Raw genomic sequence first — 14,141 nt, forward strand, 5'->3', positions numbered from 1 at the left:
CTGGAACAGCTCCCACAACTCATCCGGCACCAGACGCTCAACGATCACCACGGCAGCAGGCTACCGACCGTCAGGCCAAATGAGACGAGCTCTAAAGAAGCTGATGCTGATGAAGCGGCAGGTTGGTACCTAACAGGAGAACAGACGAAATCAGGCATCTTCGCGCGTAGACAGACCCCTACTCGGTGACGAATAGGTGGGACCCCTAGCACCCGCTACGATGTTCCCCAACTCCTCCCCGTTTAGGGGTCGGTCGGATTCCGTACGGGTCGACCGCACCCGGGAGAGGAGGGCGGCATGTCGGGCTCAGACACGTCCCGCAGGGACGAGCAGCAGACCGGCAAGAGGGCGTGGCGTTGGATCGCTGGACTGTCGCTGAGCGCAGCCATCAGGTGGCTGCTCAGTAAACTGTTCGACATCTAACAGGCACGAAAACGGCCCCGACTGCGCCAACAGTCGAGGCCACCTTCGGCCGGCAAGGCTGGGGTGTCGTGTGCTCCGAACATTTGGCGATGGGGAGGGCACACGGCATCCCTTTTTTGCTCTGCTTCCGCGCTGCAGCAACAGGGCTGTCGTCACGGCGACTTGACTGTTCTCCTGCGCGATGTCACCAGCATGGCCAGTCTCCGCAGATTTGCAACCAAGTATTGATGCTCAATAGTACCTCTAGGCTAGAGCCAGGAGCCTTTAGAGAGGCGTTCGGTGCCGTAGGGGGCAACCACCTGTCACCTGTTCGCCACCGCTATAGTGATGGCAACCAGTACCTCGGTTCTTCGAAGGTGACAAATGGGGCGAGGCGTCTCCGGGTTTGACGGCACTCTGCTGAGGGCCTCCCGCAAGCAAGCCGAGTGCCCGTACCACCAGCACCACACACTGACCGCTGCCTGCCTGGCCAGCATGGTCGGCACCTCCAAGGCCCTCGTTCTCAGCTACGAGAACGGCCGTAGCAGTCCGTCACCCCAACGTCTACGGGACCTGGCTCACGCCGTCGGAGTACACCCGTCCGTGCTGCAACCTGGTGCACGCGAGGTGTCCGATCTTCGTGTGGCGGCAGGCCTGACGGCAGAAGAGATGGCGCGTTCGTTGGGCTTGGCCGTGAACACCTACCGGCGCATCGAGACGGAGGGCTTGATGCCCAAGCGTCGACCGGGAGTCCTCTGGGACGTGATCCGGGTGCTGGGAGTGGACTACACCCGAGTGCGGCAGGCCTTCTCTCAGATCCCAGCAGTGAGCCGACGCCGAGAAGAGGCTGCCGAGCTCCTGGCTCCGCTTTTCGCCAGGAGCCGGCAGCCTGGAGAGTTCCGGCAGCTTCAGGACACCTCCACCGAAGCGCGCAGGATCGCCCGCCTTTACCAGGGGCGCCCCGCTGCCGTGAGCAAGTTGGTCAACCTTGAGCTGGGGGACATGCGGCAGCTGCTCTCACAGCGTGCCCAGATGCAAGCAAGGCGGGACTACGCGCACGCTGTGCCCCGCCGGTTCCTTCAGATGTACGAGGAGGAGATCCATAGGCTTGGCGATGAGGCCCAAGTACTTGAGGGCCGGACACCTGACCTCTTGGAGCAGTACCTGGTGCATCCGCTGTCCCAGGAGTGCTGGGACATGTTGGCCGATCTGTACACTGCCGGCCCACCCGGGCTCGATATCTCTCCCAGCAACGAGACCCTCATGGCTCTGGAACGAGTCTTCGACCAGTACTTGATCGAGCGCGCTCCGACCACCACGCGACTCTCGCCCCAGGGCACTCTGTTCTGCACTGACACGCTGCCGTACTACCGCGCCCTCTACGCCGAGGAACGCATCATCCGGCCCAATATGCAGGACTATGGATGGCCGAAGATCGAAGCCGAGACACATCGGCGTCGCCATAAGTTGCGCCTAGCCCACATCCTGGCGTACGACCCGTACCCGCATTGGCGCGACGGCGACCGCATCATCCGACGTTCCCGGTCAAGCACCATGGGATACGTCTTCCCTGCCGAGTAGGTATCGGGGTAAGGGCCAGCCCTCTCCCGGCTGCTACACCCTCGATGTTGGCGCGTCCACGATCGCGGTGCGCAGCGCGGTGACCAAGTACGGCGATCTGCGGCCAGCTTCGAAAGACCCGGAGTTCGTTGGACTCCTGATCACAGGCGGGGCACCTGCCACTGCTGCCCGCACGGTCCTGACGGGTGGAGAGTCAAGGATTTCGGACTCTGATGTGCTCACCTGACGGTGCGTGCTCGTTGGAGGAGGCGCTGGGCGGTGCGTTCGGTGACGTCGTAGATGGCCATGACCTGTTCTGTGCTCAGCTCGCGCCCTTCTGCGAGGCGGGCGGCGATCTCCTCGGCACGGCGGACGGCGAGCGAGGGAGTGCGGGGACGGGTGTCGGTGGCGCCGGGCGGCCGGCCGCGGCGCGCGGGGTTGGCGCTTGGCGGGTGGTCACGGTGTTGCTCGATCTCGCGGAGGGTCCACCGTCGCTTGCTTCCGATCTTGCGACCGGGCGGTGCCTCGCCACGGGCGGCGTACGCCCTCAGGGTCCCGGGTTGGATGCCGAGGATGTCGGCGGCCTCTTGTGCGGTGAGGAGCGGCTCCGGTTCCTCTGCGGCGTGCTGCGGCATGGGGGTGGCCTCCGAGCGTTATGGTGGTGGTTCATCGTCACGCCTGTCTGGGCGTGGTGGTGGGGCTACAGGGCCGACGGATGCCGTCACCACTTCGGTGGTGTCCCGTCGGCCCTTTTCACTCACTTTGGCGCGTCACTAAAAACGCTACAGCATCTTCTGTGCTGAGTGACGTTCAGCGTGTCCAGGGCGAGGCGTCGGGCAGGTGGCGGTGGATGTTGCCGAGGTAGGCGTGAATGGTGTTCACGCACTTCTTCCCGCAGCCCGCTTCGCCCGGTGCGGGAATGCCGGTGGTGGAGCGGGTGACGCGTGAGCAGCCGGCGACGTGGCAGATGGCCATCGCGTCCAGGGCGCTGATCTGCTTGGTGGGGTGGTTGTCGAGGTGGGCTGTCATCTGGTGCAGGTGGCGGCAGGCGAAGGTGATGCCGACCCGGAGGTGGGTCGCGGGCTCCCACACCGGGTGACGGGACGGGGGCTTGCGGCCCGATGGCCAGGTGCCGGCGTCGCCTTCCACGGACTTCCAGGCCGCCCGGCTGAGCTGGTAGAGGCCGGCCGCCCCGCCGTTACTGTCGGCGCTCCAGGCCCTGGGCTTCCAGGAGCTCTCGGCCATCACCTGTGCGCGGACCCATGCCTCAGGCAGGTCGGGACAGTCCTTGAGCAACCGTCGGACGGTGGGGGTCATCTGCTGCGCGAGGTCGGGCAGCCTCCCGTCGCCGCCTGGGACGAGGCAGTCGACGGAGGCCGGGGCGGCTCGGGCGGGGCCTGCGGCGGGGACGGCGGCGTCGGCGAGGTAGGGCTCCGGATCGACGGGCAGATGGCGGCCGTTGATCTGTGGTCGCACCTCGAAGTGGAGGTGCGGGCCGGTGGTGTTGCCGGTGGAGCCGACGGTGCCGAGCTGGTCGCCGCCGGCCAGCTGCTGCCCGCGCGTGACTCCGGTGGATGCGAGGTGGGCGTAGACGGTGACGACGTTGTCCGCGTGCAGCACGGTGACGAAGGTGCCGAAGGCGTGGCCGGCGGTGGCGGGGACGGTGGCCAGGACCACGCCGTCGGTGGCGGCGAAGACCGGTGTGCCTGCGGGTGGGGCGAAGTCGGTGCCGGTGTGTCCGCGCGACCAGTGCGCGCCCTGCTGGCCGAAGCGGGCGGTGACCGTGGCGGGGGCGGGCACCGGGTACGTCCACGACGCGGCGGTGAGCGAGGCGGGCGGCACCGGGGGTGGGAGGTCGGCCTGGGCGAGGGGGAGGTCGATGTGTGCGGCGGCGGTGGAGCTGTCGGCGCCGGCTGCGTACCGGGCTCCGGTCGCGGCCGGGGCGCATCCTGCGGTCGCGACCTCGCCGCTGATGCCCGCGAAGAGGAAGAGGGGGAGGGCGACGAGGGCCAGGGCGCCGCTGCCTGCCCATGCCGCCTGTTTGCCGGTCTGCACTGCTGCTCCCTCGTTCGACCTCACACCCCGTCACTTTCTGATCGCAGACGATAACTAAGTGTGTGGGCTGGTCGTTGAGCGGTTCGGACGACGAGCGAGGAAGAGGGCCGTGGCGATGAGGGGAACCCGCGCAGCGCGGTCCGCACCCGTCGTGGCGCCGTCCTCCGTGCTGCCGTCGGTCGCCGTGGTCGGCTGCCACGGCGGGTGCGGGGGCACCACCGTGGCGCGTCTGCTGGCCCCGGCCGGGCAAGAGGTGCTGCGCGACCAGCTGCACACCCTGACCTGTCCGCTGGTGCTGGTGGCGCGCGGCACCGCCTACGGCCTGCACTGGGCGACCCGGGGTGTGGCCGTCGCCCACCAGCACATCGGGGACGGCCAGTTGCCGGGCCCGCCCCTGCTCGTGCTGGTCGCCGACAGCCCGCTGCGGGAGCCGCCCACGGTGCGCGCGCGGCTGCGGCTCATCCAGGACCGGGTGCGGGGAGTGGTCCGGCTTCCGTACGTGCCGGCTTGGCGGGACACCGACGATCCGCTGACGGTGCCGCCTGCCAAGCCGCTGATCGAGGCCGTGGCCGCGCTACGGGCCGCCCTGCTGTGAGGAGCGTGTGATGAACGACGTCCTGGCCGTGGTGATGGACGGCATTCCGAACCCCAGCGCACGGACCCCGAAAGGGCTGGCCGGGCCGCGCGACACCCTGCTCGGGATCTTGAAGTGGGGCGGGTTCGCGATCGCGGCCGGCTCCTTCATCTACACCGGGATCCGCATGCAGTTCGGCAGCCAGGGCGGGCGCGGGGCGACGACGGCGGCTGATGCGGTCGCCGAGCTGCCGATGAAGGTGCTGGGCACGCTGTTCATCGGCGGCGTGGGGGCGGGCATCCTCGGGATGTTCCTGTGAACCCCGGCCCGACGACCGCTGACGGGCCGAGGCGGCGCCGGACACCGATGGTGATGATGGTCGGCGGTGCGGTGCTGCTGGCCGCGCTCGGGGCCGCGATGGTCGGACACAGCCAGGGATGGGGCCGGGCCGATAAGGGGCCGCCGCCCGCCGCGGCACCTCTGGCTGCCGGGGACCAGGCGCCGGACAGGACCGGCCCCAGTCAGCCGTCTGCGACCGCGCCCGCCGAGCAGGAGCCGGACTGGGACGGCTTGAGGTTCATGGACGTGCGCGGCGCGCAGCTGCCGGTCTCTCCCGTCCACGGCCCGCGGCAGATCTCGGAGGCGAGCGCGTCGGGGTTCAGCCGCGACGTGGGCGGCGCGGTGCTCGCCGCGGTCCATCTGGCCATCCGCGTCTCCCCGCAGCTCGGCCCGGAGGTGTACGTGCCGAACGCCGAGCGGATGGGCGGGAAGGTGGGCGACCGGACCGCGTTCCTCGCCCATCTCGATGCCGACTACGCCGAGGCCCGCGCGGCATCCGGGCTGCCTGAGGGTGAGCCGCTGCGCATCTACGCTCAGGTCATCGGCTACGCCGTCCCGGTTCTCGACCAGGCGCCGCAGCGGGTGACGGTGCATCTGCTCTCGCGCGGCGCGGGGCCGGAGGGCGGCGAGGTGCTGGTGTCCGTGCCCGTCGCCGTGTCCTGGTCGGGCGGCGACTGGGTGCTCCAGGCCCCGGCCGGGGGGCGGTGGCCGGGCCGGCCCGTCACGGGGACCGCCGGCTACACCCTCCTCCCCTCCCCGGACGGGCCCTGATGTGCGGCATCACCGACCCGGCCGGGTGCGTCGTCGCGGCGGCCCGCTCGAGCATGGAGGCGATGGCCGTCACGATGGCCGACGCCGCCTCCTGGATGATCACCGAGAGCTTCACGTGGTGGGTGGACGCCGGCGACCGCGAGCTCAACACCGGCGTCGTCACGGCGGTGCGCGAGGTCACCATGCCGTTCACGGTGAGCGTCGCCGCCGCCGGGATGATCGTCCTCGGCATCCGGATGGTCCTCTCCGGCTCGCACGACTTGCTGCTGAGCATCGGCGAGGGCATCACGAAGCTGGTGTTCTGGACGGTGGCCGGCACCACCGTCCTCACCGCGCTGATGCGCGCCGCCAGCGGCTTCTCCACCTGGGTCCTGGACGACGCGAGCAGCAGCCGGCTCGGCACCAAGCTGCTCACGGCCTTCGATCAGCCCGTCAAGGACAACGTCGGCCTGATCCTGCTGCTGTCCCTGCTCGGTTTCCTCGCCGGGGTCGTGCAGTGGGTCCTCTCCCTCTTCCGGGAAGGGGCACTGGTCGTCCTCGCCGGTTGCCTGCCTCTGGCGGCCTCCGGCCAGCTGGGCCTGGGCACCCACTGGCTGTCCAAGATCACCGGGTGGTGCCTGGCCCTGATCTTCTGGCAACCGGCCGCGTCGCTGGTGTACTTCGCCGCCTTCGCGATGATGGAGAACGCGCGCGGCCCGCAGCAGATGCTGGTCGGCATCACCATGCTCGTCATCGCCGTCTTCGCCCTGCCCATGCTGATGAAGCTGTTCACCTGGGTGGTCGCCAGCGGTGGTGGTGCCGGAGGCGGCGGAGGGTCCTCCCGGCTCGCCGGGGCCGCGATGGCCTACCAGTTGCGCGGCGCGGCACGCAGCGGCGGCGGACGGATGAGCCCCGGGCAGCACGCCCGCATGGTCGACTCCTCCCTCCCGCGCCAAGGCGGCGGCGGCACGCCCCGTCCCGGCGGCCCGGGCGGACCGGCGCCCGGCGGCGCGCCGGGCGCAGGGAACAGCGGCGGGTCGGGCGCCTCCCCCACCGCGGCGGGAGCCGTCCCCGGATCCCGCACTGCGTCTCCCGCTGCCGCTCCCCCGGCGGCGAAGGCCGGGCCGGCGGCCGGGGCTTCGGGAGCATCCGGCGCGACCGCACCTGCTGGAGGAGCGGGCGGCGCAGCAGCCGGTGCCGGCGGTGCCGCCTCCGGAGCAGGCGCGGGCGGGACCGCGGGGGCGGGCGGCGCGAAGGCCTCAGCGGCAGCCGGGCCCATCGGCGCCGCCGCGGCGGCCGCCGTCATGGTGGGCGCCGCCGGAGCGAAGACCGCGGGCCGCGCGATGACCGAGGGCGCCGACACCCCGCCGCCCCCACCGAACTCCGGCTCCCGAAGGGATGCGACGTGACCTCACCGGTGCGCCTGTACGGAGGCTGGCGGCAGACCCGCGGGGTCGGCCTGGGCAGTCTCACCACCGGCCAGTCCCTCATCCTGCTCGGCCTGCTGGTCGCCGTGATGGCCACCGCAGCCCTCGACATCCGGCTCCTGCTGTACGTCGGCCCCGCCGTGGCGGTCGCCGCCGCGCTGACGGCCCTGCGGTGGCGGGGCGAGCCGCTGCTGGAGACCCTGCTCACCGCTGTCCGGTGGCGACGCGGCGTACGCGAGAGGCAGGACACCTTCACCTCCGGCGTGGTGACGCTGCATCAGCCGGCCCGGGACCTTCCGGGCCTCCTCGCCCCGGTGGCGATCCTGTCCTGTGAGGACGGGGACGGCGGGCACTACGGGATGGCCTGGCATCGCCGCAGCGGCCACCTGACCGCCACGTTGCGGGTCGCCGCCGTGTCCACCGCGCTCGCCGACCAGGAGGCCGTCGACGGCTGGGTCGCCCAATGGGGCGCCTGGCTCGCCCGCCTCGGCCACTCCCCCCTCGTCCGGTGGATGACCGTCACCGTGGACACCGCCCCCGACCCCGGCAGCACCCTCGAGGACTACGTCACCGCCCGCCTCCACCCCCACGCACCGGAGGCGGCGACCGCGCTCATGCACGACCTGGTCGCCGCCTCCCCCGCCGCGTCCGCAGCGGTGGAGACCCGCGTGAGCATCACCTTCGACCCCGCCCGCTCCCCCGAGCCGTGCGAGACCTTCGCCGAAGCCGTCGCGGAGACCGGCCGGACCCTGACCGGACTGCAGCACGCCCTGGGCGCCTGCGGCGTCACCGTGCTGGGCCGCGCCAGCGCCGCCCGGCTGGCCGGCATCACCCGCGCCGCCTTCGACCCCGCCTCCCGCCCCGAGGTGGCCCGCGCCCTCGCCCTGGACCCGGCCACCGGCCGCGAGTCCTCCCCCGAGACGCTGCTGGAGTCCGGAGCCGCCGGCCCCGTCGCCGCCCGCGAGCACCGCAGCCACTACGAGCACGACTCCGGCACCTCCGTCTCCTGGATCTGGACAAGCGCCCCCCGCCAGCACGTCACCTCCGAGGTCCTGGTCCCGCTGCTCGCCCCCACCCGGCACCCCAAGCGGGTCACCCTCGCCTACGAGCCCCACCCCGCGGAAGCCGCCGCCGACCATCTGGAGAAGGAGGTCAACGCCGCCGCCTTCCGCACCGCCGTGCGGCAGCGGCAGCAACGCGCGGAGACCGCCACCGACCTCGCCGACCGCGCCCGCGCCGAACAGGCCGCCCAGGAGGAAGCCCAAGGCGCGGGCCTCGGCCTGTACTCCATGGTCGTCACCACCACCGTCCCCGACCCCGACACGCTGCCCCGCGCGGTGGCCGACGTCGAACAGCGCGCCGGCACCTCCAAGGTCAAGCTACGGCGGGCGCACTGGTCGCAGGCCGCCGCGTTCGCCGCCACGCTGCCGCTGGGCATCTACCTGCCCGACGCCGCACGCCGCCGCACCCGCTGACCACGACCCGCCGCCGAAAGGCTTCTCATGCTGTCGTCAGAGGGCGCTGATTCAGCGCTCAATGGCAACGACCATCTGCGGCAGCACTCTGTCGGCGATGGAACCCGAGGGCACGCTTCCCGTGCGGACTGCACCCATGGCGCGGTAGAAGGACTCGGCGTTCGGGTCTGCGTCGATCGTGAGCTCAGTGAACCCCAGGTCTCGTCCAGCTGCGATGGTGCGTTCGAACAGCAGGCGGCCGAGCCCTTGGCCGATAGCCTGCGGCTCGACGAACATCATGCCCATAACGCCCGTGGGAGGCTCTCCCTCAAGGGTGGCGAAGCCCAGGACATGGCCGTCTCTGTCAGCCACCATGGCTCGTCGGCGTTCAACGTCGTTCGCGGCAACTGTGAGCTCATCGCGACAGGCTGCCAGGAAGTCGGCGTCATAACCCCAATGCGCCTTGGACCGCAGCGCCAAGTCTGTGAGCACGTCGGCTTCCGTGACCCGTGCGGGCCTGATCAGCACGTCCATCTCGTCCCCCGCTCAGGTGTAGGTCTCTCGATCTTTGCAGCATCCTGCAGTTGCGCGGGGACAGCGCGCCATGGCCTCTGGCAGGACAGCCGAGCGCTCAGCACCCTCCGGGTGCCACAACCGCACGAACAGCTGGGGTTCACCCCTGTCCTGAAAGGTAGGGCCGCCTGATGGCCGACACGACTATGCCGGCCCTTGGCCCCACACCGCCCTCATGGGGCTGGCCGGGCCCCGAGATGGGGCGCGTCGCTCACGCCGCCCGCCCGCCCCGCTACCAGGCCACCACCGTCCAGGGCTGCGGCCTGTTCCCCTTCACCGCCGGCTCCGGCGCCCCCGCCATCGGCGTCCCCGTCGGCCGGCACATGATCTGGGGCGAGGTCGTCGCCCTGGACCCCATCGACTGGGTACGGGCGAACATCACCACCAACCCCGGCGTCTTCGTCCTCGGAGAACCCGGCGTCGGGAAGTCCGCGTTCTCCAAGCGCATCGCCGCCGGCCTGGTCGCGTTCGGCACCGGCGTCGTCGTCCTCGGCGACGTCAAGGGCGAGTACGCCGGCCTCGTCACCCGCCTCGGCGGGCAGGTCGTCCGCATCGGCTGGGGACAGGACCGGCTCAACCCCCTCGACTCCGCCGCCCTCGGCCAAGCCGCCGGCTCCCTGGCCTTCACCCACCCCGAGAGGGCTCAGGCGCTGCATGCCGAAATCCGCGCCCGCCGCCTGGACCTCCTCCTGGCCCTCTGCCTGATCGCGCGAGGTTCCCGAGGCGCCCCGGTCACCGACGCCGAAGAACTCGCCCTCGGCGGCGCCCTGGACCTCCTCGCCCGCCAGGTCTCCCAGCCGGTCATCGGCCAGGTGATGGCCACCATCGACACCGGCAGCCTGGAGATGCGGCAAGCCGTCCTCGCTCGCAGCCCCCAGGAGTACCGCGACCTGACCGACGGCATCCTGCGCACCCTCGCCCGCATCTGCCAGGGCCTGCTCCACGGCCTCTTCGACGGCCCCACCACCACACCCGCCGACCTCACCGCACCAGCGGTGTCCATCGACATCAGCGCCCTCGACAACGCCGCCGACGACATCGTCGCCGCCGCCCTGCTGTGCACCTGGGCCTACGGCTTCGGCGCCATCGACGCCACCCGCGCCGTCGGCGACACCCGCCCCTACCTCACCATCCAAGACGAGATGTGGCGCTCCCTGCGCGCCGCCCCCGGCCTCGTGGAACGCACCGACCGGCTCACCCGCCTGAACCGGCAGAAGGGCATCGGCTCCATCATCACCACCCACTCCCTCGCCGACCTCGAAGCCCTCCCCACCACCGAGGACCAGGCCAAAGCCCGCGGCATCGTCGAACGCTCCGCCATCACCGTCATGGGCGCCCTCCCCGACCTCGAACTCACCCGAGTCCACCAAGTCCGCGCCCTCACCACCCGAGAACGCGAGATGGTCGCCTCCTGGTCCGCCCCCGAATCCTGGGAGACCGACCGACCCCACCCCGGCCGCGGCAAGTACCTCATCAAGAACGCCGGCCGCCTCGGCATCCCCGTCGAGATGCACCTCACCCCGACCGAAGCCGACCTGTACAACACCGACACCGCCATCCTGCAGACTCCCAAGTAGCGCGCAGCGGTCGATGAAGAGCTCACGGCTCCATGCTGGTCAGGTTCGAACGACCACATCGGGGTGGGCCCGGAGCCATGGCTCCGGGCCCACCCCGATCGCGTTTCCTACAGCACCGCCCCGCCCGCGACTTCACTTCATCCAGGCGCGCAACTCCTTGACCAGCAAGTCCAGCAGGTCGGCAGGCAGGTTCTGCCCCAGCACATCAGCCAGCTCCGCCACGTCGTTCTGACTGGCAGTCATGACGCGCTGCCGGAACTCGACTGGGAGCAGGGACGTGCTTTGCGCGAGTGGAATCGTGGGCGAGGTGCCCGTCGCCGCAGGCCTGCCGACCTCTGCCGACCCGCTGGAGTCCCAGTTGTCGTCGCCGACCCCTGTCTTGTTGTCCGCGGACAACGAACTCCGCTCAGTGGACCCACCGCCGGTCGGCTCGACGACCTCGCGCGCGGGAGCGGCGCCCGAAGCCGACGGCGTCGTCCCGCCGGCCTGCTTCGGTAGCTTGGCGTCCGCGGGCAACTCCTGGGACTTCGGGGGCGACTCGGTCTCCCGGGCAGCCTCGGCGCGTTCATCAGCCTTCGCCTTCTGCTCCTCAGGGGACAGCTTCCCGAGGTTGCGGACATGCTCGACCTTGCGCGCTCCGGAGACGAGGTCCTTCTGCAACTCAGGAGACAGCTTCAGCAGCGACAGCTTCGAGGAGATGGTGTTCTGCGGGATACCGAGCCGCTTCGACGCCCTTGTCTGGCTCCCGTAGTGCTCCACCAGCCTCTTCAGCGCATGCGCCTCCTCCAGATCGGTCATGTCGTCGCGGTGGTAGTTCGCGACGAACGCCGCCTCCAAGAGCGTCTCGTCGGTGGCCACACGGGCGTTGTCCACGCGCACCGGAACCGTCGCGACTCCGACACGACGAGCCGCCTCGAGGCGACGGTGCCCGTCCACGACCAAGTACTGCGCGCCGCCCTCCAGTTCGGACGCCCGCTCCGGCCGCTCGCGCAGCCACGCGTCCGTGGTGGCCACGATGATGGGCAACAGGATCCCGACCTCGCGGACATTCTGCACGGTCTCATCGAGATTCCGCAGATGGTCGCGCGGGTTGTCGGGGTTGTCGCTGATGACAGTCGTCGGCAGTTCGGTGACGGCGGCGCCTGCCCCATCACCTCCTATAGCGGAGTTGATGAGGTTGCGCCGCGAGCTGCGCGCCGTGGTGGCTGCGCCGAAGGCGGAGGATGCGCCGAGCGCGTCGGCCTTGCTCATCGTGCTGCCTCCCTGGCGACCTGCCGCATGCCATCTGCCTGCTCACTGGTGGGTGCGTAGGACAGCAGAGGCTTCCCGACCCGTACCGCTTCGCGCTGTTCTTTCAGATCGCCGATGACGGCGAGGACGCGGGGATCGCCGAGCTGCTTCCAGTTCTCCAGGGACGACGTCGCGACGTACCCGCGACGGGAGTCGTAGAGGTTCACAACCAGCCCGAGGTAGTCGATATCGAGGCTGAGGTCTTCGCAAAGGTCCCCGATCTGCTGCGCGAGCATGCCGTAGGCGGTCGCGGAGGAGTCCTCAGCCAGGACAGGGATGATGACGCCGGACGCGCCGGCGGCTTCGCCTCGCCGGCGACGCCCGTAGTACAGGGCCGCATCCATGGCGATGCCGAGACTGGGCGGGCAGTCGACGACGATGATGTCGTACTCGGCTTCCAGCGGGCGCAGGGCGAGTTCGAGTGACGCCTCCTTCTGGAAGCCGCGCTTCTGAGTGGCGACAACGGCGATCTTGGGGTCGAGGAGGAATCCGTCGTAGCAGGCGGGCAACAGGTGCAGGCGCTTCTCGAACCGCTTGTCCTCTATCACCCTGACCAGGTCCCGCAGGTCGCCTTCGCCGTCGCCGCACATGTGCGAGACGAGGCTGTCGCGGCCGGGCTCGATCTGCGGTACGCGGAGCTGCTCGCTGAGGTGGCCCTGCGGGTCGTAGTCGATGAGCAGAACCCGCTTGCCCTCTTCCGCGTATGCCTGGGCGACGCCCGCGGACACGGCGGTCTTGCCTACGCCGCCCTTCTGGTTGCACACGATCATGCGCTGCACTTCGGTGCCGCCTGCGCCGTGCTGCGGAGACGGGTGGGCATCGAGCCACCGGCTCACGCTCTGCGCGAGGCCCTGGGTGAAGGAGACGTCCCGGTCCGTGCAGGTCTCCTTGAACTGGTCGTAGAGGCCGGCGGGGAGCCAGGTGCTGAACGACTCGGCACCGGCGGTGTCGACGGGGGAGGAGCCGACCGGGGCTTCACGCCAGCCGGTGACGGCTGCCGTCACTGCGTCCTGGATGTCCAACCCGAGTTCAGCAGTACGAACTTTGAGTGCTTTTCGGAGCACCGCAGGCAGCTTCGACGCTACCTTTTCCCGGTCTCCTTGGGGGTACGGAGAGGCCATGACGTCACCTTACTGACTCGGGAGCCACGACTGGTACCAGTTCGTCGCTCCTGACACAGATTCACCCGTCCGGACCGCGCGCCCTTCCAACAATCACGCCGTGATAATTGCCCCGAGCGCGCGCGACGGACCGCTACCGCCCAAGCAGCTATCACGCCGTGATACCCGGCGCCCAGGGACAACGAGACAAGCCGGGAGCCGCATCCCGACCACTCGTCACTGACCGGGCGGGTGAGACGCTACGGGCGCGTGAACGTGACGACGACATTGATCCCGGCCCTCGCCATCGCAGCGACCACGGGGATGTACATCACGACCCTGTGGCACCAGCAGCGCACCGGAGAACACGCAAGGTTGCGGGAACGGCGCGTGGAGCTCTACGTGGATCTGCTCAGGCACCAGCATCCGTACCTCGCCGCACCGGACATGGATCCCAACCCGCAGGCCCACTTCGGGCCGCAGACACCCGAGGAGAGAGCGCTCCTCGAGCACCTTTCAGCCCGTGCCGACGCGTTCGCCTCTGAGCCCTTCGCCGAAAGGCGGCGCGAGGTTGTAGCTCGAGTTCATGACATGCGCCTCGAGGCCTTCGACGTTCAGAACGGTGACGCCACGAGCCCGGATGAGAAGTCGGAGCTGTTGCGGCTGGAGCAAACGCGAGACTCCGCGCGGGAAGTGTTGCGGGCCCGGATCCGTGCGGAGTTGAAAACGGGCAAGTGACGACGAGTCTCCCGGCCCCTCGGTGTAGCCCGCCATCTCGATCACTGCCAGCGGGGGGTCGGCGTGCCATCCGCGTCCAGCCCGTACGGCCACAACCTCTTCGTGGCTTCCGAGTGGGGAGCCCTGGCGAGGCCGTGGTCGGCGGCTTGCCGGTAGAGGGCTTCGGCGCCTTCCCGGTCACCGGCTTCCTCCCGCAACTCGGCCAGACGCTGCAGGGCAAAGGCGTCGCCGCGTTCGGCAGCCTGCTGACCGAGGGCTTCGGCGCCTTCCCGATCACCAGCTTCCTCCCGCAACACGGCCAG

14 protein-coding genes and 1 pseudogene are annotated in these 14,141 nt (G+C 70.1%); 10 read left to right on the forward strand and 5 right to left on the reverse strand.

Annotated features, from left to right (window positions below):
• From K304_RS34140 to K304_RS0120055, 3 genes and pseudogenes are all read left to right on the forward strand, one after another.
• A partial coding sequence (locus tag K304_RS34140; RefSeq protein WP_486591749.1) for a hypothetical protein occupies positions 1-189 on the forward strand: 189 nt, incomplete at its 5' end.
• A gap of 597 nt (positions 190-786) precedes the next feature.
• A pseudogene (locus K304_RS34145) lies at positions 787-996 on the forward strand (helix-turn-helix domain-containing protein); the annotation flags it as partial.
• Between the two features lie 48 nt (positions 997-1,044).
• Positions 1,045-1,983 carry a helix-turn-helix domain-containing protein gene (locus tag K304_RS0120055; protein ID WP_027765199.1) on the forward strand — a complete coding sequence of 313 codons (939 nt, stop codon included), beginning with the start codon at positions 1,045-1,047 and terminating at the stop codon, positions 1,981-1,983.
• Positions 1,984-2,201: 218 nt separating this feature from the next.
• Here the strand turns inward: K304_RS0120055 and K304_RS31800 are convergent, their stop codons facing one another.
• Together K304_RS31800 and K304_RS31805 are read right to left on the reverse strand one after the other, a co-directional pair.
• The gene (locus K304_RS31800; RefSeq protein ID WP_027765200.1) at positions 2,202-2,597 is read right to left on the reverse strand and encodes a helix-turn-helix domain-containing protein; all 396 of its coding nucleotides are present in this window, start codon (positions 2,595-2,597) and stop codon (positions 2,202-2,204) included.
• A 175-nt stretch (positions 2,598-2,772) separates the two neighbouring features.
• Positions 2,773-4,017, reverse strand: coding sequence for a M23 family metallopeptidase (locus K304_RS31805; protein ID WP_051308656.1), 1,245 nt, complete (start codon positions 4,015-4,017; stop codon positions 2,773-2,775).
• Between the two features lie 109 nt (positions 4,018-4,126).
• On the opposite strand from K304_RS31805, the gene K304_RS30165 reads away from it, so the two are divergent.
• The 5 genes from K304_RS30165 (at position 4,127) to K304_RS0120090 (ending at position 8,582) form a co-directional block, all read left to right on the forward strand.
• Positions 4,127-4,612: a hypothetical protein gene (locus K304_RS30165; RefSeq protein ID WP_037791251.1), complete on the forward strand. Its 486-nt coding sequence runs from the start codon at positions 4,127-4,129 to the stop codon at positions 4,610-4,612.
• A 10-nt stretch (positions 4,613-4,622) separates the two neighbouring features.
• A complete protein-coding gene (locus K304_RS30170) occupies positions 4,623-4,910 on the forward strand; it encodes a hypothetical protein (RefSeq protein ID WP_037791252.1) in 288 nt (95 codons plus the stop codon).
• A gap of 47 nt (positions 4,911-4,957) precedes the next feature.
• Positions 4,958-5,701 (forward strand): DUF8175 domain-containg protein, encoded by a 744-nt coding sequence (locus tag K304_RS0120080; protein ID WP_027765201.1) that lies wholly within the window; start codon positions 4,958-4,960, stop codon positions 5,699-5,701.
• A gap of 62 nt (positions 5,702-5,763) precedes the next feature.
• On the forward strand, positions 5,764-7,089 hold the full coding sequence (locus tag K304_RS33445) for a hypothetical protein (protein ID WP_158687379.1): 1,326 nt from the start codon (positions 5,764-5,766) through the stop codon (positions 7,087-7,089).
• Positions 7,086-8,582: an SCO6880 family protein gene (locus K304_RS0120090; protein WP_027765203.1), complete on the forward strand. Its 1,497-nt coding sequence runs from the start codon at positions 7,086-7,088 to the stop codon at positions 8,580-8,582. Before K304_RS33445 ends, K304_RS0120090 begins: the two co-directional genes overlap by 4 nt.
• Before the next feature lie 51 nt (positions 8,583-8,633).
• On the opposite strand, the gene K304_RS0120095 is transcribed toward K304_RS0120090, so the two are convergent.
• A complete protein-coding gene (locus K304_RS0120095) occupies positions 8,634-9,095 on the reverse strand; it encodes a GNAT family N-acetyltransferase (protein WP_027765204.1) in 462 nt (153 codons plus the stop codon).
• A gap of 170 nt (positions 9,096-9,265) precedes the next feature.
• Between K304_RS0120095 and K304_RS0120100 the strand changes: the two genes are divergently transcribed.
• Complete coding sequence (locus K304_RS0120100) at positions 9,266-10,711, forward strand: hypothetical protein (protein WP_078529416.1); 1,446 nt, start codon at positions 9,266-9,268, stop codon at positions 10,709-10,711.
• 132 nt (positions 10,712-10,843) lie between these two features.
• Here K304_RS0120100 and K304_RS34150 read toward each other — a convergent pair whose 3' ends face one another.
• Together K304_RS34150 and K304_RS0120110 are read right to left on the reverse strand one after the other, a co-directional pair.
• Positions 10,844-11,962, reverse strand: coding sequence for a ParB/RepB/Spo0J family partition protein (locus tag K304_RS34150; protein ID WP_078529418.1), 1,119 nt, complete (start codon positions 11,960-11,962; stop codon positions 10,844-10,846).
• Entirely contained in the window at positions 11,959-13,122 is a 1,164-nt protein-coding gene (locus K304_RS0120110; protein WP_027765206.1) for a ParA family protein, read from the reverse strand. Before K304_RS0120110 ends, K304_RS34150 begins: the two co-directional genes overlap by 4 nt.
• Positions 13,123-13,371: 249 nt before the next feature.
• On the opposite strand from K304_RS0120110, the gene K304_RS0120115 reads away from it, so the two are divergent.
• Entirely contained in the window at positions 13,372-13,839 is a 468-nt protein-coding gene (locus K304_RS0120115; protein ID WP_037791254.1) for a hypothetical protein, read from the forward strand.
• The last annotated feature ends 302 nt before the right edge of the window (positions 13,840-14,141 follow it).

It is taken from the genome of Streptomyces sp. CNS606, from assembly GCF_000426325.1.